Raw genomic sequence first — 14,399 nt, 5'->3', positions numbered from 1 at the left:
TGTCCGTTTCTGGTGATGGGAGGTCACCGGAACGAGTGTCTTGACTTTCGGCGTCCGCGATATATCGTGTTTTACGGAAGACGCGATATGGCGCGTCCCCTTCAGTCCGTTCTGTCTAGGAGGTCTGCACCATGTCCGAGTGGTCCGTCGCAGAGCCCAGGAAGCTCACCTTCGACGAGCCCGTGAGCGAGCTCCACGTACGCATCGTCAACGGAACGGTGAACGTCGTGGGCACGGACGAAGGTTCCGCCCGCCTGGAAGTCTCCGAGATCGAAGGGCCGCCTCTGCTGGTGACCCAGGAGGGCGGCACGCTCACCGTCGCGTACGACGACCTGCCCTGGAAGGGCTTCCTCAAGTGGCTCGACCGCAAGGGCTGGCGCCGGAGTGCCGTGGTCTCCCTGGCCGTTCCGGCGGACACCCGCGTCGAGGTGGGGGTGGTCGGCGCGGCCGCCGTCGTCTCCGGGCTGAACGGCCCCTCGGTGGTGAAGGGCGTGACCGGCGACACGACACTCGTCGCGCTCTCCGGGCCCGTGCGCGCCGACACCGTGTCCGGGAATCTGGAGGCCCAGGCCGTCACCGGTGACCTGCGCTTCAACTCCGTCTCCGGCGACCTCACCGTCGTCGAGGGCTCCGGCTCCTCCGTGCGGGCCGACTCGGTCAGCGGCTCCATGATCGTCGACCTCGACCCCGACGGCCCCACCGACATCAAGCTGACCAGCGTCTCGGGCGAGATCGCCATCCGCCTGCCCCACCCGGCGGACGCGGAGGTCGAGGCGAACACCGCGAGCGGGACCATCTCCAACGCCTTCGACGGTCTGCGGGTCCACGGCCAGTGGGGCGCCCACAAGATCACCGGCCGCCTCGGCGCGGGCAACGGCAAGCTGCGCGCGACGACGGTCTCCGGCTCCATCGCCCTCCTGCGCCGGCCGCCGGCCGAGGACGAGCCGTGGGACGCGGACGAGAAAACGCCGACGGCCCCGGAAGACGCGACCGGGACGACCGGCACGACCGACTCACCAAGCACCTCGGGGGACAATTCCGTATCCGGCCCGGCTGATGAAGCCAACACCACCGCGGCCGACGGCACGACCGACAAGAAGGTGCTCTGACATGCCCCCCGTCTTCGCCCACGGCCGCCTCCGTCTCTACCTGCTGAAGCTCCTGGACGAGGCCCCGCGCCACGGCTACGAGGTGATCCGCCTCCTCGAAGAGCGCTTCCAGGGCCTTTACGCCCCCTCGGCGGGCACGGTGTACCCGCGCCTGGCCAAGCTGGAGGCAGAGGGCCTGGTCACCCACACCACCGAGGGCGGCCGCAAGGTGTACGCCATCACGGACGCCGGCCGCGCCGAACTGGCCGACCGCAGCGGTGAACTGGCCGACCTGGAGCTGGAGATCCGTGAGTCGGTCGCCGAGCTCGCCGCCGAGATCCGCGCGGATGTCCGGGGCGCGGCGGGCGACCTGCGACGCGAGATGCGGGCGGCGGCCTCCGAGGCCCGCACGGGACGCGGGGCCGGCGGTGGCGGACGGGCCGAACAGGACGTGCCCTTCGGTGACTTCATCGACCACGCCGACAAGGAGTCGTGGCGCGCCGCCAAGGAGGAGATGCGCCGCGTCAAGCAGGAGTGGAAGGAGCAGGCCCGGCGCGCCAAGGACGAGAGCCGCCGGGCCCGCGAGGAGGCCCAGCGGGCCCGCCGCCAGGCCAAGGAGGCCCAGGACCACGCCCGTGCCCAGGCCCAGGAGGAGGTGCAGCGCATCGCCAAGCGGGTCCAGGAGCAGGTCCAGGACCACTTCGCGCGGGGCGACTGGCCGACCGGGGTGCGGGAGGGTCTGACCGAACTGGCCAAGGAGTTCGGCGACTTCGGGAAGGACTTCGGGAAGGAGTTCGGCAAGGACCTCGGCTTCGGGCGGACGGGCACAGGCGCCGGCAGCACCAGCAAGGGCGCGCCCTCCACCCCGGATTACTCCCGGACCCCCGAGGACTTCCCCGCCGAGTACGAGCCCGCCTGGGCCCACGAGGACCCCACCGGCGACCCGGTCCGCGACCTGGACCGCCTCCTCGACCGCTTCCGGGACGACATCCGGGACGCGGCCCGCGACCACGGCGTCACGGCGGACCAACTCCGCGACGCCCGCCGCCACTTGTCGACGGCAGCGGCACACATCGGGGCGGCCCTGCGCACGCCTAGGACCTGAACCGCCTTACCCTCACCCACGGCAGTGCGGGCCGGGGCTCAGCCCCGGTCAGCCCGCCGCCTTCGCGTCTCCGCCGCCGTAGAGCACCCGGGTGACCGACGCGTGGGTCACGCCGTGGTCGGCGAGGACCTCGGCGGCGACGCCGGGGCGGACGGTCAGGGCCAGCAGGATGTGTTCGTCGCCGATATGGCGATCGTGGCGAGCGACGGCGATACGCAGGGACTTCTCCAGGGTTTCCTTCGCGCCCCGGCCGAAGGTACGCCGCCCGGCCCACCAGCCCTTGTCCGTCCGGTCGCCGGACATCACGCCCACCCCGTGCACCTCTTCGACCCGGGACACGATCTCCGCGACGTCGATGCCCAGTTCGGCGAGAGCCTCGGTGTCGGCCTGGGAGAGTCCCGCGCGGCGTCGTGCGTCGGCCAGCGCCTCCCGCACCGAGTCCCCGCGCTCGGCGGCGAGCCCGAGCGAGGCCAGCGCGAAGGACGCCCGGCTCGCCTCTCGGTCGAGAAGGGCGAGCAGCATGTGCTCGGCGTCGACGGTCCTGGCCCCCGACCGTTCGCAGTGCTCCACCGCACCCTGCACCACGGCGCGGGCGTCCTTCGTGAACCGTTCGAACATCACTGCCTCCCGTACTTCTTGTGGACGGCCTGCCTGCTCACACCGAGTTCCGCGGCGATCTCCTGCCACGACCAGCCCTGATTGCGCGCGCTGCGCACCTGCACCGCTTCCAGCTGCTCCACCAGCCTCCGCAGCGCGGAGACTGCCCGCAGCCCGATCCGCGGATCGCGGTCGCCAGCGCGCTCGGCGAGATCCGTTGCTTCGGTCATGATGTCAACTTACGTTGACAGACCCTCCCTGTCAACCATGGTTGACACACACCAACGGCCGGCCCGGAAACCCGGACCGGCCGCGATGCGGAGCTACATGGCTACACAGCCACGGAAACCGTCAGCTGTTCGTCAGCACGATCTTGCCGAACTGGTCCCCCGACTCCAGCCGTTCGAAGCCCTCGCGGGCCCGGTCGAGGGGAAGGGCCTCGTCGATGACAGGACGTACGCCCGTGGCGGCGCAGAAGGACAGCAGGTCCTCCAGCTCGTCCTTCGTGCCCATCGTGGAGCCGACGACCTTGAGTTCGAGGAAGAAGATGCGGGTCAGCTCGGCGTGGGACGGCCGGTCACCGCTCGTGGCACCGGAGATAACGACCGTGCCGCCCGGCTTCAGGGACTTGATCGAGTGCGACCAGGTGGCGGCGCCGACGGTCTCGATGACGGCGTCGACCCGCTGCGGCAGCCGCGCCCCGGACTCCACCGCCTCCACGGCACCCAGCTCCACCGCCCGCTTCCGCTTGGCCTCGTCCCGGCTGGTCGCGAAGACCCGCAGCCCCGCCGCCTTGCCGAGCACGATCGCGGCCGTCGCGACACCGCCGCCGGCGCCCTGCACGAGGATCGAGTCGCCGGGCCGTACGCCCGCGTTGGTGAAGATCATGCGGTACGCCGTGAGCCACGCCGTTGGCAGACAGGCGGCCTCCTCGAAGGAGAGCTCCTTGGGCTTCGGCAGGACGTTCCACGTCGGTACGGCGACCTGCTCGGCGAAGGTGCCCTGGTAGTGCTCGGTGAGGATCGAGCGGGGCTCCTTGGGGCCGACGCCGTGACCGGTCTGGCCGATGACAGAGTGCAGGACGACCTCGTTGCCGTCCTCGTCGACGCCGGCGGCGTCGCAGCCGAGGATCATCGGCAGCTTGCCCTCCGGGAGGCCGACGCCCCGCAGTGACCAGAGGTCGTGGTGGTTGAGGGAGGCGGCCTTGACGTTGATGGTGGTCCAGCCGGGGCGGGCCTCGGGAGCCGGTCGCTCTCCCAACTCAAGGCCGGCGAGCGGCTGGTCGCGGTCGATTCTGGCGGCATAGACAGCGAACATGACCTTGACGATAGGCTCCGCCGGTTGTGCGGGGAACAACCGGGCGGTGTGACACATGCCCTCTTGCCAAGGCGTTCGGGGTGTTTGGGTGGCCGACTCCTGGGGGCTGCGCCCCCACGAGCGACGTCCACCCCCAAATTCACCCAAACGGGCGGGCGGGTGGGTAAAGAAATGGCCCCGCCCAAATCGGCGGGGCCACTCACACCCATCTCAGCGACGAGCAACCCCTTCGGCGCGTGCCGCCGCCGCCACTGCCGACGTGACCGCCGGGGCGACCCGCTCGTCGAAGGGGGACGGGATCACGTAATCCGCCGCGAGGTCGTCGCCGACCACCGCCGCCAGCGCCTCCGCCGCCGCGATCTTCATGCCCTCCGTGATCCGGGAGGCCCGCACCTGGAGCGCGCCCGCGAAGATGCCCGGAAACGCCAGCACGTTGTTGATCTGGTTCGGGAAGTCCGACCGCCCCGTCGCGACGACCGCCGCGTACTTGTGCGCCACATCGGGGTGCACCTCGGGGTCCGGGTTGGCCATGGCGAACACGAAGGCGTCCTTCGCCATCGAGGCGACGGCGGCCTCCGGGACCGTACCGCCGGAGACGCCGATGAAGACGTCGGCGCCTGCGAGCGCGTCCTCAAGGGATCCGCTGAGCCCTGCCTTGTTGGTGAGCTCGGCGAGCTCGCGCTTGACCGGGGTGAGGTCGTCCCGGTCGCGCGAGACGACGCCCTTGCGGTCGGTGACCGCGACGTCGCCGAGGCCCGCCTCCAGCAGGAACTTCGCGATGGCGACCCCGGCCGCGCCCGCGCCCGAGATCACGCCCCGCAGCTCACCCAGCTCGCGCCCGGTCAGCCGCGCGGCATTCCGCAGGGCCGCCAGCGTCACGACGGCCGTACCGTGCTGGTCGTCGTGGAAGACGGGGATGTCCAGGCGCTCCTGGAGCTTCCGCTCGATCTCGAAGCACCGCGGCGCCGAGATGTCCTCCAGGTTCACGCCGCCGAAGGACGGCGCGAGCCGGGCCACGGTCTCGACGATCTCGTCGACGCCCGTGCAGGCCAGCGCGATCGGGACCGCGTCGACGCCGCCGAACTGCTTGAAGAGGATCGCCTTGCCCTCCATCACCGGGAGGGAGGCTTCGGGACCGATGTCCCCGAGTCCGAGCACCGCAGTACCGTCCGTCACGACGGCGACGACCGACGACTTCCATGTGTAGTCGTTGACGAGGTCCGGCTGCTCCGCGATCGCGGTGCACACGCGCGCGACGCCGGGTGTGTACGCCAGGGACAGGTCGTCCTTGTCGCGGACGGGCACGGTGGCCTGCACGGCCATCTTGCCGCCGCGGTGCAGCGCGAACGCCGGATCGAAGGAATCGAGGGGCTCCGCCCCGCCGTCCTGGTCCGTAGTGCTGTCGCTGCGAGGATTGACGATCTCCGCTGCCACTTTGTCTTACCCCTTAGGTCTTCATGGTTTGAGGGTGGCCACTCCTGGTTGAGAAGTGGGCGGGCACCGCGTATGGCCCTGATTGGTGCTGCGCACGGGATACGTACGGGCACATACGCGACGGGCGCGCCGCACACGCGCCCTGAGCCCCGGATGAGGGGTGTAACCAACCTTCTTACCGGACGGACGGCGCCGGCGACGAGCCCATAACGCGAAGGTCACATGCAGGTGACATGACTCATGGGCAGATATGCCGACAAGTACCGGACAAACCCTTGACAAACCCTTGGACGAGTGCTTAATGCAGCACAAAGCTCGAGCCGCGGCCATCTGCATCGCGAGATGCACCGAAGATCTTCCGGCCGGAATGAGAGATTCCCGCAAAAGGTCCCGCCTTGTTCGGCCTGGATGTACCGACCTGATGCGGTTCGGGGGTCGCCCGTTATCCGATTTTGACATAGCCGGTCCCCTGAATGGTCCAGTCCGAATGGCAAGATGCCCTAATCACACGAGGTCGCGACACCCGAAAGAGTGTGTTCTCGTCGACCCCATCGGCAACTCCATCCAGCCGCCGGAGGCACCCAAAATGACCGCAAGCTCCACCCGTCGTACGACCGCCGCGCATTCCCGGCTAGCAGCGGTCGGTGCGATCGCGGTCGCAGGCGCCCTGCTGCTCACCGGCTGCGGTGACCAGACGGACAGCAGCGGTGGCAGCTCCGACGAGTCCTCGTCGGCGAGCACCGCCCCGCTGTTCTCCAAGCTGCCCAAGGAGATCCAGGACAAGGGCGTCATCGAGGTCGGCACCAACGCCGAGTACGCGCCGATGGAGTACCAGGAGGGCGGCAAGATCGTCGGTGTCGACCCCGACATCGCCGCCGCGCTGGGCAAGCAGCTGGGCGTCGAGTTCAAGTTCACCTCGGGCTCCTTCGACGGCCTGATCACCTCGCTGAACTCCGGCCGTTACGACGTCGCCATGTCCTCCATCACGGACACCAAGGCGCGCCAGGAGGGCCTGGACGACGAAGGCAAGAAGCTCGGCCCGGGCGTCGACTTCGTCGACTACTTCGTGGCCGGCACCGCCATCTACGTCCAGAAGGGCAACCCGAAGGGCATCAACTCGATCGAGGACCTCTGCGGCCAGACGGTCGCCGTGCAGCGCGGCACGACCTACGAGGAGATCCTGCAGACGCAGTCCAAGACCTGCACGGAAGACGGCAAGAAGAAGCTCACGATCGAGTCCTTCGAGAACGACACCGAGGCCCAGACCCGAGTGAAGTCGGGCGGCGCCGTCGCGGGCGTCAACGACTACCCGGTCGCCGTGGACCTGGCCCGCAAGGCCGATGGCGGCAACGCCTTCGAGGTCGTCGGCGAGCAGGTCGACGCCGGCCCGTTCGGCATCGCGGTGAACAAGGACAACAAGGAGCTCACCACCGCTCTCGAGGCGGCCGTCAACGCGATCATCGAGGACGGCACGTACAAGACGATCCTCGAGAAGTGGGGCGCCGAGACCGGCGCCATCGACAAGTCGGCGATCAACGGCGGCAAGTGACAAACCCGGCAAGACTGAAGGGCAGTCACTGTGACTGACAAGTTCGACAAGGCACCGGCCGACGGCGACCCGTCGTCCGGCGTCACCAAGGAGAGCGGCTCCCTGCCGCCCGAGGCGATCAAGGCCATCCCGGTCCGCCACTACGGCCGCTGGGTCAGCGCGGTGATCGTGCTGGCGCTGGTGGCGCTGCTGATCAACGCGTTCGCCAGTGCCGAGAAGATCCAGTGGAACGCGGTCGGCGACAAGCTGTTCGACTCCACGGTTCTCGCGGGCGCCGGCCGCACCCTGCTGATCAGCGTCCTCGCGATGATCCTGGGCGTGGTCCTGGGCATCGTGCTGGCCGTGATGCGGCTCTCCAAGAACCCGGTGACCAGCTGGGTGGCCTGGGTCTACATCTGGTTCTTCCGCGGAACGCCGGTGTACGTCCAGCTGCTCCTCTGGTTCAACCTGGCGCTGATCTTCCCGATGCTGAATCTCGGTCCGATCTACAAGGACGAGATGACGGACGTCATGACCCCGTTCATGTGCGCCCTGCTGGGCCTGGGCCTCAACGAGGCCGCGTACATGGCGGAGATCTGCCGCGCCGGCCTGATGGCCGTCGACGAGGGCCAGACGGAGGCCGCGCACGCGCTCGGCATGAGCCACGGCAAGACGCTGCGCCGCATCGTCATCCCACAGGCGATGCGCGTGATCGTGCCGCCGACCGGCAACGAGTTCATCAACATGCTCAAGACCTCGTCGCTGGTCTACGCGGTGACGTACAACGAACTGCTGCGCGCGACCTCGACGATCGGTTCCACGTCGTACGCCGTGATGGAGATGCTCTTCGTCGCCTCGATCTGGTACCTGGTCATGACCAGCGTGTTCAGCGTCTTCCAGTACTACCTGGAGCGCTACTACGCACGCGGTTCCAGCCGCAGCCTGCCGCCGACGGTCTTCCAGAAGATCAAGGCGAACATGCTCGGTCTGGGCAGCGAAAGGGGCAAGGCAGCATGACCGCCATGGTGAAGGCGGAGGGCGTCCACAAGTCCTTCGGCCTGGTCGAGGTCCTCAAGGGCATCGACCTGGAAGTGCAGTCCGGCGAGGTCTTCTGCCTCATCGGCCCCTCCGGCTCCGGCAAGTCGACCTTCCTCAGGTGCATCAACCACCTGGAGAAGATCAACGCCGGTCGCCTGTACGTCGACGGGAACCTCGTCGGCTACAACCAGAAGGGCGACAAGCTGTACGAGCTCAAGGACAGCGAGGTCGCACAGCAGCGCCGGGACATCGGCATGGTGTTCCAGCGGTTCAACCTGTTCCCGCACATGACCGCGCTGGAGAACGTCGTCGAGGCGCCGGTCCAGGTCAAGGGCACCGGCAGGACCGAGGCCCGGGAGCGCGGCATGCAGCTCCTGGAGCGCGTGGGCCTGGCCGACAAGGCCAAGGGCTACCCCTCGCAGCTCTCCGGCGGCCAGCAGCAGCGCGTCGCGATCGCCCGCGCGCTCGCGATGGACCCGAAGCTGATGCTCTTCGACGAGCCGACCTCGGCCCTCGACCCGGAGCTGGTCGGCGACGTCCTCGACGTCATGCGCGACCTCGCCGAGTCCGGCATGACGATGGTCGTCGTCACCCACGAGATGGGCTTCGCCCGCGAGGTCGGCGACAGCCTGGTCTTCATGGACGGCGGCGTGGTCGTCGAGTCCGGCAACCCGCGCGACGTCCTGACGAACCCTCAACACGAGCGCACGCAGGCGTTCTTGTCGAAGGTGCTGTAGCGGTACGAAGTCGAGAAGGGGCGGCACGGGCATCCCGTACCGCCCCTTCTCCATGCCCCCAGTGGATCACTTCAGCGCCAGCAACAGGGTGTCCGACGGCGAGCACCACACCGGGCGCGCCTCCCCGAAGCCCTGCTCGCGCAGCACACGCGCGTGCCACGCGGCGGACGGCATGTCGCCGTCGGCGTGTTCGCCGTAGATCTCGAAGCGGCGGGCGGTGGGGCCGGCGAGGACCGGGTCCTTGGCTGCCAGCTCCCACCACTGGGCCCAGTCCAGGACACCGCTCTCTTTGGCCTGATCCATGCGGGCGTGGCGCTGTGCCCGTTCCGCCGCGTTGATCCTCGGCGTCGACTCGTCGATCATGTGGTCCGCGTTCATGAAGACACCGCCGTCGCGGACGAGTTCCGCGACCCGACCGTAGAGGGCCGCGAGGGGTTCGCCGTGCAGCCAGTGCAGGGCCGTGGCGGTCAGTACGGCGTCGTAGGAGTCGTACGGCAGCCTCGTCGGCCATGCCGGGTCCTTGAGGTCGGCCGTGACGAAGGAGACGCGCTCGTCGCCCGCGAAGGTGCCCTCGGCGATGGCGAGGAGGGCCGGGTCGAGGTCGACGCCCGTGCTGACGGCCTCCGGGAAGCGGGCGAGCAGCCGGGCCGTGATGGAGCCGGTGCCGCAGGCGAGGTCGAGGACGCGAGGTGTGGAACCGACGAGGGCCTCGACCATGTCCAGCATGACGCGGAAGCGTTCCTCGCGGTCGGGCATGTACCACTCCTGCTGGCGGTCCCAGCTCTGCTGCCAGGCCTGCCAGTCCGCGCCCGTCGTGGTGTCGGTGTCCGTCATCGCTGCCCTCCGTCGCGTACGCCGCCGTAATACCCTGGAAGCACGATCGTCTGTTACCCGTCCGCATCCACGACCATAGAGCGCCTCCGTAAGGACTACAAGTGGAACTGGCCTATTACTCGGACTACGCCGTGCGCCTCGTCAACACCGAGGAACCGGCCCGGGGCAAGGACGCCCTGACCTCGGTGGAGGCCGTCCGGTACCTGTTCGGCAACAACCAGGAGGCGGCCCGCCGCACCACCGAGGCCGACGTCACGCGCTTCCGCTCGGTCCGGGCGCGGCTGCGCGCCGTCTTCGACGCGGCGGACGGCGGCGACGAGACGCTGGCGGTGAACCTGCTGAACTCGCTCCTCCTGGAGTTCCCGGTGAGCCCGCAGATCTCCGGGCACAACTTCCGGGACGAGGACGGCCGCCCGCTGTGGCACATGCACCTGGCGGACCACCCGTCGAACGCGACCGCGGGCTACGCGGCGATCGCCGCGATGGGCCTGGCCTTCCACCTCACGGAGTACGGCGTGGACCGCCTGGGCCTGTGCGAGGCGCCGCCGTGCCGCAACGCCTACCTCGACACGTCGACAAACCGCTCCCGGCGGTACTGCTCCGACCGCTGCGCCACCCGCGCCAACGTGGCCGCCTACCGCGCCCGCAAGCGCCTGGAGGCCGACCGGTCCGAGAAGACGGGCCTGGCGGCCGACAGCGCCCAGCGGGCCACCGCGAACGGCGAACGCTGACCGGGCTTCAGCGGCCGATACCGAAACCGGACCCTGCCCAGGACCAGTTCCTCGGGCACGGTCCCGTAGTCCGTGCTGTCGCCGCCGGCGTACGTGTTGTCGCCGAGCACCCACCAGCCGCCGTCACGCCGCTCCACGGCCCGCTTCACGACGAGCAGGTCCTGCTGGAACGGATGACGTAGGACCACGACGTCACCCGGCCGGACCCTGGCTCCCCACTGCACCACGAGGCGGTCCCCGTGATAGAGCGTGGGCACCATGGACGGCCCGGTCACTTCGGCCACCCCGAAGGGCAGGACGGCCCTTCCCCGCTCGGTCTCCTGCGACAGCTCCGGCATCCCCGGCACCTCCCCGGTCCGATCCTCCACCAGTCTCAGTCTGACCCCGGACTTTTGTCCTAAGCCCATGGGGGCACCCGCGAAAACCCGTCTCGCAGGGAGTAATGTCCCACCTGAGAAGACGATCACGAGGAAGGAACGCTCCATGCTTTCCCGCCTGTTTGCCCCCAAGGTCAAGGTCAGCGCACACTGCGACCTGCCCTGCGGTGTGTACGACCCGGCCCAGGCCCGCATCGAGGCGGAGTCGGTGAAGGCCGTGCAGGACAAGATGGCCGCCAACGACGACCCTCACTTCCAGGCGCGCGCCACCGTCATCAAGGAGCAGCGCGCAGAGCTCGCGAAGCACCACGTCTCGGTGCTCTGGAGCGACTACTTCAAGCCCCCGCACTTCGAGAAGTACCCGGAGCTGCACCAGCTGGTCAACGACGCCCTGAAGGCCCTCTCGGCCGCCAAGGCCTCGACGGACCCGGCGACGGGCCAGAAGGCTCTGGACTACATCGCCCAGATCGACAAGATCTTCTGGGAGACCAAGAAGGCCTGACGCTCCACCAGTTCACGATGACCGGCGATCGGTGCACCATCGCAGGTCAGCGAAGACCCTGAAGGGGTCCGGCCGGTTCGCCGACTGGGCCCCTTCGGCGTTTCAATGACGGCATACGAGGATGCCGGCGGCGCTGTTGATCACGAACACGCCGTTGCGCGCGAGGTCTTCGGTGAGGATGGCTCGGGCCCGTTCTACGGTCGCCTCGAACGGCACGTCGTAGAGGTCGGCCCAGGCCCGCTGGGAGGCCAGGTGTGCGATGACCGGCTCCGGGGAGCGGACCGTGATGGTGCCGGTCAGTTCGATCGTGTCCACCCGGCCGAACTCGTCGCCGAGCAGGGCATGCGCCTTCTCCAGGGAGAAACGCGCATCGAGGGAGACACGGGCCGCGCCCAGGACGTCACCGGCCGCCCGCTGCCACAGCTCGTCGAGTTCGGCCTTGTCGCGTGCGCTGTTGGTGGAGACGATCACCAGTCCGTCGGGGGCGACCACCCGGGACAACTCCCTGACCGCCCGGGGGATGTCGGGGACGTGGTAGAGCATGTGCAGCGCCAACGCGGCGTCGACGCTCCCCGTGGCCAGCGGTAGGCGGGCGGCGTCCGCCACGGCGACCGGGCCGGGGACACCGGCGAGGATGCCCGGGGAGATGTCCAGGCCCAGCAGCGCCAGATCGGGGCGGTCCTGGCGGAGCCGCCGGACGTACATGCCGTTGCCGCAGCCGACGTCGACCACCCGTCCGCGCACTCCGCTCAGCTGTCCGGCGACGATGCCGGGAAGGTCGTAGCGAGGCGTCTGCCACTGGTAGAGGGCCTGACGGGCGGCCAGGTCACGGTCGCTGCTGTAGGCGCTTTTGGCGAGGCGGGCCCGGTCGGTGAGGGCGGCGTCGTGTGCGGCGGCGGGGTCGGACACGGCGGGACCTCCGTCCTCCTCAAGTGGCCGGCCGTGCTTCCGGCGCCCGCAGCCGCCGTACGAGCAGGCCGAGCAGGGTGGCGTTGAACAGGCCGGCCAGGGTCACGCCGGCGGAGAAGATCAACGGGTTCAGCCAGTCGAGCGAGGAGTCCCACGCGAAGGGCGCCGCCGGCAGGAGGGCGAGGAAACTGAACGGCGCCGCGGCCATGAGCGGCCAGATCCCGGCGAATCCCACGTCCGGCGACAGGTAGGCGGCGTACAGGAAGAACCCCAGCGACGCGGCGACCACGGCGAGGTACCCGCGTGCGGGCCAGTTGTCCACCGCGGGCGCCAGCAGGGCCCGGATCCTCCGTAGGCGGGGGCGTGCAGAACGTGCCATGTCCGTTCCTTTCTCTACTTCTTGTTCACGCGTGCCGCGTGGTGCGGCTGTCGCGGACGTGGTCGGCGAGGGCGCCGACGACGGCGGCGTTCACCAGGGCGCACAGCAGGAGCCATACGGCCGAGACGGCGACGGCGAGCACCTCGGCCGGTCCAGCGCCCTGGGTTCCGAAGCCGAAGGGGAAGACGATGCCCAAGTAGGAGAGGGGTGTGGTGAGCAGCAGGGGGCTCATGGCGTAGACGCTGTCCGGGAAGAGGAACGCGACGGGGACGGACGCGGCGAAGACAGCCAGATAGCCCCGTGCGGGCCAGTTGTCCGTGGCGAGCGCGAGGAGTCGGCGTAATCGCGGCATTCGGCGCGGGCGCGAGGCATTCGGCATCGCGGGTCCCTTCGGGTCGGTCCGTGGGTTGTGGTCTCCACGGTGGGCCCGGGGGCGCGTTCAGGGATGAGTACAGGTACTCAATCCCGTTGGGGGGTTCCGGAATTGCCGCTTCTTGGCGTTTGAACCGCTCCCGCCGAACGCCCGTTGTGCCGGTGGAAACGGAGAGCACCACCGATGCCGAGGAGGCGCGGCCAATGAAGCTCAACACATTCTGGGCCGGCGGAGAACTGCGGGAGCAGGACAAGGCGGACCTCCTGCGACTCAAGGACACCTTCCCCGACTGGGATCGCACCCTGTGGGTGCACCCCCGCGACACCGGCCCGGACGGTGCCGACAAGGCCGCACTGCTCATGGACAGCTATCGGCAGGCGGCCGAGCCGCTGGGATTCGCCGTGAAGGATCTGCGGGCGGAGGCCGACGACCTCGTCTCAGCGCTGCCCGAGGGAAAGCGCAATGGGCAACTGGTCAAGGACATCTGGCAATGGGAGATGCAGAACGACGGGCAGATCTCCGTCAAGGACATGGCGGCCTACCTCGTCGAGGGCAAGCACGGAGGCCTCTCCCTCGACCTGTCCGCACGCCCGACAGCGGAAGCCGGGCAGATCTCCGGGACAGAGGCGGCGTTCGACCGCGATTTCGCCGTTCCCATGATCAACGAGCGCGAAATCATCAATTACATGCCGGAAGAACACCGGACGTACTCGGAAGAAGCTGACTTCGACAACGATGACGCCATGGTCACCGCCCCCCAGATCGACATCTGGGCCATGTGGGCCAAGGAGGGCACCGAGGGCCAGACGATCATGCAAGGGGCCGCCGAGAGCATGATCGACAAGTACGTGAAGATGGCCGAAACCGGCGTCAAGGACGACATGATCGAGATGCAACACGGCCCCGGGGAAGGGCGGTTCGTGCCCGGCAGGGTCGACCAGGAATCCGCGCTGGGAAAGAAGGCGAACCGCGAAGACCCGTCCTGGGCCATGATTCCCGGAGAGCTCGCCGGGCACTCGCTCTACGACGGGCTGGCCAAGGTCGACGGCGAGACCGTGGATCAGTACGGCACGGACGTAAGGAAAGTCCGCGAGGAGAAGTGGCCGGAGCGCACGTGGCCGACAGGTATGGCCGGCGAGAGGGACCGGACCCTTCCCGGCCTGAACATCACGAAGTCCCATGAGGCGTCCTGGAAACAGGGCCTCGAACCGACCAACCCGCTCGCACAGGTCGCGCGCATGAGGCTCGACGGGTCCCCTCCTGCCCCGAGCACCTCCCAGCCCACGACGCCGCCCCGGGTGCCCTCCCCCGCGCTTAGCAATACCTCCTCCACCGGGCAGGGTAGGTAGCATCCACCACTGTGACGCGGATCACCCACACCAACACCCTGCCCATCGCCCCGATTTGGCGGCTCTGACACCGTTTCCCTCGATTCCCTCCCCTATACCGT

The 14,399-nt window shown here is 68.9% G+C and carries 17 protein-coding genes; 8 read left to right on the top strand and 9 right to left on the bottom strand.

What is annotated here, in order from left to right; genetic code table 11:
• The first annotated feature begins 131 nt into the window (after positions 1-131).
• Together AC5DRG_RS35535 and AC5DRG_RS35530 are read left to right on the top strand one after the other, a co-directional pair.
• Positions 132-1,109 carry a DUF4097 family beta strand repeat-containing protein gene (locus tag AC5DRG_RS35535; RefSeq protein ID WP_491803696.1) on the top strand — a complete coding sequence of 326 codons (978 nt, stop codon included), beginning with the start codon at positions 132-134 and terminating at the stop codon, positions 1,107-1,109.
• Position 1,110: 1 nt separating this feature from the next.
• Positions 1,111-2,193 (top strand): PadR family transcriptional regulator, encoded by a 1,083-nt coding sequence (locus AC5DRG_RS35530; protein ID WP_491803695.1) that lies wholly within the window; start codon positions 1,111-1,113, stop codon positions 2,191-2,193.
• Between the two features lie 48 nt (positions 2,194-2,241).
• Here the strand turns inward: AC5DRG_RS35530 and AC5DRG_RS35525 are convergent, their stop codons facing one another.
• The 4 genes from AC5DRG_RS35525 to AC5DRG_RS35510 all read right to left on the bottom strand — a co-directional run bounded on the left by AC5DRG_RS35525 (position 2,242) and on the right by AC5DRG_RS35510 (position 5,541).
• On the bottom strand, positions 2,242-2,811 hold the full coding sequence (locus tag AC5DRG_RS35525; protein WP_491803693.1) for a Clp protease N-terminal domain-containing protein: 570 nt from the start codon (positions 2,809-2,811) through the stop codon (positions 2,242-2,244).
• On the bottom strand, positions 2,811-3,020 hold the full coding sequence (locus AC5DRG_RS35520) for a helix-turn-helix domain-containing protein (protein WP_033282107.1): 210 nt from the start codon (positions 3,018-3,020) through the stop codon (positions 2,811-2,813). The genes AC5DRG_RS35525 and AC5DRG_RS35520 overlap by 1 nt, the downstream gene beginning before the upstream one ends.
• A gap of 121 nt (positions 3,021-3,141) precedes the next feature.
• Positions 3,142-4,107, bottom strand: a complete 966-nt coding sequence (locus AC5DRG_RS35515; RefSeq protein ID WP_491803691.1) for a zinc-binding dehydrogenase — start codon at positions 4,105-4,107, stop codon at positions 3,142-3,144.
• 210 nt (positions 4,108-4,317) lie between these two features.
• Positions 4,318-5,541 carry an NAD(P)-dependent malic enzyme gene (locus tag AC5DRG_RS35510; protein ID WP_491803690.1) on the bottom strand — a complete coding sequence of 408 codons (1,224 nt, stop codon included), beginning with the start codon at positions 5,539-5,541 and terminating at the stop codon, positions 4,318-4,320.
• Between the two features lie 586 nt (positions 5,542-6,127).
• Between AC5DRG_RS35510 and AC5DRG_RS35505 the strand changes: the two genes are divergently transcribed.
• From AC5DRG_RS35505 to AC5DRG_RS35495, 3 genes are read left to right on the top strand one after another with little or no spacing between them, the layout of a single operon-like run.
• Positions 6,128-7,090 (top strand): ABC transporter substrate-binding protein, encoded by a 963-nt coding sequence (locus AC5DRG_RS35505; RefSeq protein ID WP_491803689.1) that lies wholly within the window; start codon positions 6,128-6,130, stop codon positions 7,088-7,090.
• 30 nt (positions 7,091-7,120) lie between these two features.
• Entirely contained in the window at positions 7,121-8,086 is a 966-nt protein-coding gene (locus AC5DRG_RS35500; protein WP_491803688.1) for an amino acid ABC transporter permease, read from the top strand.
• Positions 8,083-8,844, top strand: coding sequence for an amino acid ABC transporter ATP-binding protein (locus AC5DRG_RS35495; RefSeq protein WP_491803687.1), 762 nt, complete (start codon positions 8,083-8,085; stop codon positions 8,842-8,844). The genes AC5DRG_RS35500 and AC5DRG_RS35495 overlap by 4 nt, the downstream gene beginning before the upstream one ends.
• Before the next feature lie 66 nt (positions 8,845-8,910).
• Here the strand turns inward: AC5DRG_RS35495 and AC5DRG_RS35490 are convergent, their stop codons facing one another.
• On the bottom strand, positions 8,911-9,678 hold the full coding sequence (locus AC5DRG_RS35490; protein WP_491803686.1) for a class I SAM-dependent methyltransferase: 768 nt from the start codon (positions 9,676-9,678) through the stop codon (positions 8,911-8,913).
• A 101-nt stretch (positions 9,679-9,779) separates the two neighbouring features.
• Between AC5DRG_RS35490 and AC5DRG_RS35485 the strand changes: the two genes are divergently transcribed.
• Positions 9,780-10,409, top strand: coding sequence for a CGNR zinc finger domain-containing protein (locus AC5DRG_RS35485; protein WP_491803684.1), 630 nt, complete (start codon positions 9,780-9,782; stop codon positions 10,407-10,409).
• On the opposite strand, the gene sodX is transcribed toward AC5DRG_RS35485, so the two are convergent.
• Positions 10,313-10,747, bottom strand: coding sequence for a nickel-type superoxide dismutase maturation protease (gene sodX / locus AC5DRG_RS35480; protein ID WP_491813247.1), 435 nt, complete (start codon positions 10,745-10,747; stop codon positions 10,313-10,315). The genes AC5DRG_RS35485 and sodX overlap by 97 nt on opposite strands.
• Before the next feature lie 145 nt (positions 10,748-10,892).
• Here sodX and sodN point away from each other — a divergent pair, with 145 nt between their 5' ends.
• Positions 10,893-11,288, top strand: a complete 396-nt coding sequence (sodN, locus tag AC5DRG_RS35475; RefSeq protein WP_005480378.1) for a superoxide dismutase, Ni — start codon at positions 10,893-10,895, stop codon at positions 11,286-11,288.
• Between the two features lie 102 nt (positions 11,289-11,390).
• On the opposite strand, the gene AC5DRG_RS35470 is transcribed toward sodN, so the two are convergent.
• Genes AC5DRG_RS35470 through AC5DRG_RS35460 form a run of 3 tightly spaced genes read right to left on the bottom strand, consistent with a single transcriptional unit; the run spans position 11,391 to position 12,955 of the window.
• Entirely contained in the window at positions 11,391-12,197 is an 807-nt protein-coding gene (locus tag AC5DRG_RS35470) for a class I SAM-dependent methyltransferase (protein ID WP_491803682.1), read from the bottom strand.
• A gap of 19 nt (positions 12,198-12,216) precedes the next feature.
• The gene (locus tag AC5DRG_RS35465) at positions 12,217-12,576 is read right to left on the bottom strand and encodes an SCO4225 family membrane protein (protein ID WP_491803681.1); all 360 of its coding nucleotides are present in this window, start codon (positions 12,574-12,576) and stop codon (positions 12,217-12,219) included.
• A gap of 25 nt (positions 12,577-12,601) precedes the next feature.
• On the bottom strand, positions 12,602-12,955 hold the full coding sequence (locus AC5DRG_RS35460; protein ID WP_491803680.1) for an SCO4225 family membrane protein: 354 nt from the start codon (positions 12,953-12,955) through the stop codon (positions 12,602-12,604).
• Positions 12,956-13,152: 197 nt separating this feature from the next.
• Between AC5DRG_RS35460 and AC5DRG_RS35455 the strand changes: the two genes are divergently transcribed.
• On the top strand, positions 13,153-14,298 hold the full coding sequence (locus AC5DRG_RS35455; RefSeq protein WP_491803679.1) for a hypothetical protein: 1,146 nt from the start codon (positions 13,153-13,155) through the stop codon (positions 14,296-14,298).
• Positions 14,299-14,399: the final 101 nt, after the last annotated feature.

The organism is Streptomyces sp. JLBG701, assembly GCF_058544905.1.
Note: the sequence above shows the minus strand (reverse complement) of the source record. Positions and strands in the feature narration are given on the sequence as shown.

What these genes read in the sequence shown, in the direction of transcription:
- AC5DRG_RS35505 (WP_491803689.1), top strand. Translation starts at nt 6,128, where the DNA reads ATGACCGCAAGCTCCACCCGTCGTACGACCGCCGCGCATTCCCGGCTA.
- sodN (WP_005480378.1), top strand. Translation starts at nt 10,893, where the DNA reads ATGCTTTCCCGCCTGTTTGCCCCCAAGGTCAAGGTCAGCGCACACTGC.
- AC5DRG_RS35515 (WP_491803691.1), bottom strand. Translation starts at nt 4,107, where the DNA reads ATGTTCGCTGTCTATGCCGCCAGAATCGACCGCGACCAGCCGCTCGCC.
- AC5DRG_RS35455 (WP_491803679.1), top strand. Translation starts at nt 13,153, where the DNA reads ATGAAGCTCAACACATTCTGGGCCGGCGGAGAACTGCGGGAGCAGGAC.
- AC5DRG_RS35490 (WP_491803686.1), bottom strand. Translation starts at nt 9,678, where the DNA reads ATGACGGACACCGACACCACGACGGGCGCGGACTGGCAGGCCTGGCAG.
- AC5DRG_RS35465 (WP_491803681.1), bottom strand. Translation starts at nt 12,576, where the DNA reads ATGGCACGTTCTGCACGCCCCCGCCTACGGAGGATCCGGGCCCTGCTG.
- AC5DRG_RS35520 (WP_033282107.1), bottom strand. Translation starts at nt 3,020, where the DNA reads ATGACCGAAGCAACGGATCTCGCCGAGCGCGCTGGCGACCGCGATCCG.
- AC5DRG_RS35535 (WP_491803696.1), top strand. Translation starts at nt 132, where the DNA reads ATGTCCGAGTGGTCCGTCGCAGAGCCCAGGAAGCTCACCTTCGACGAG.
- sodX (WP_491813247.1), bottom strand. Translation starts at nt 10,747, where the DNA reads ATGCCGGAGCTGTCGCAGGAGACCGAGCGGGGAAGGGCCGTCCTGCCC.
- AC5DRG_RS35495 (WP_491803687.1), top strand. Translation starts at nt 8,083, where the DNA reads ATGACCGCCATGGTGAAGGCGGAGGGCGTCCACAAGTCCTTCGGCCTG.
- AC5DRG_RS35460 (WP_491803680.1), bottom strand. Translation starts at nt 12,955, where the DNA reads ATGCCGAATGCCTCGCGCCCGCGCCGAATGCCGCGATTACGCCGACTC.
- AC5DRG_RS35525 (WP_491803693.1), bottom strand. Translation starts at nt 2,811, where the DNA reads ATGTTCGAACGGTTCACGAAGGACGCCCGCGCCGTGGTGCAGGGTGCG.
- AC5DRG_RS35530 (WP_491803695.1), top strand. Translation starts at nt 1,111, where the DNA reads ATGCCCCCCGTCTTCGCCCACGGCCGCCTCCGTCTCTACCTGCTGAAG.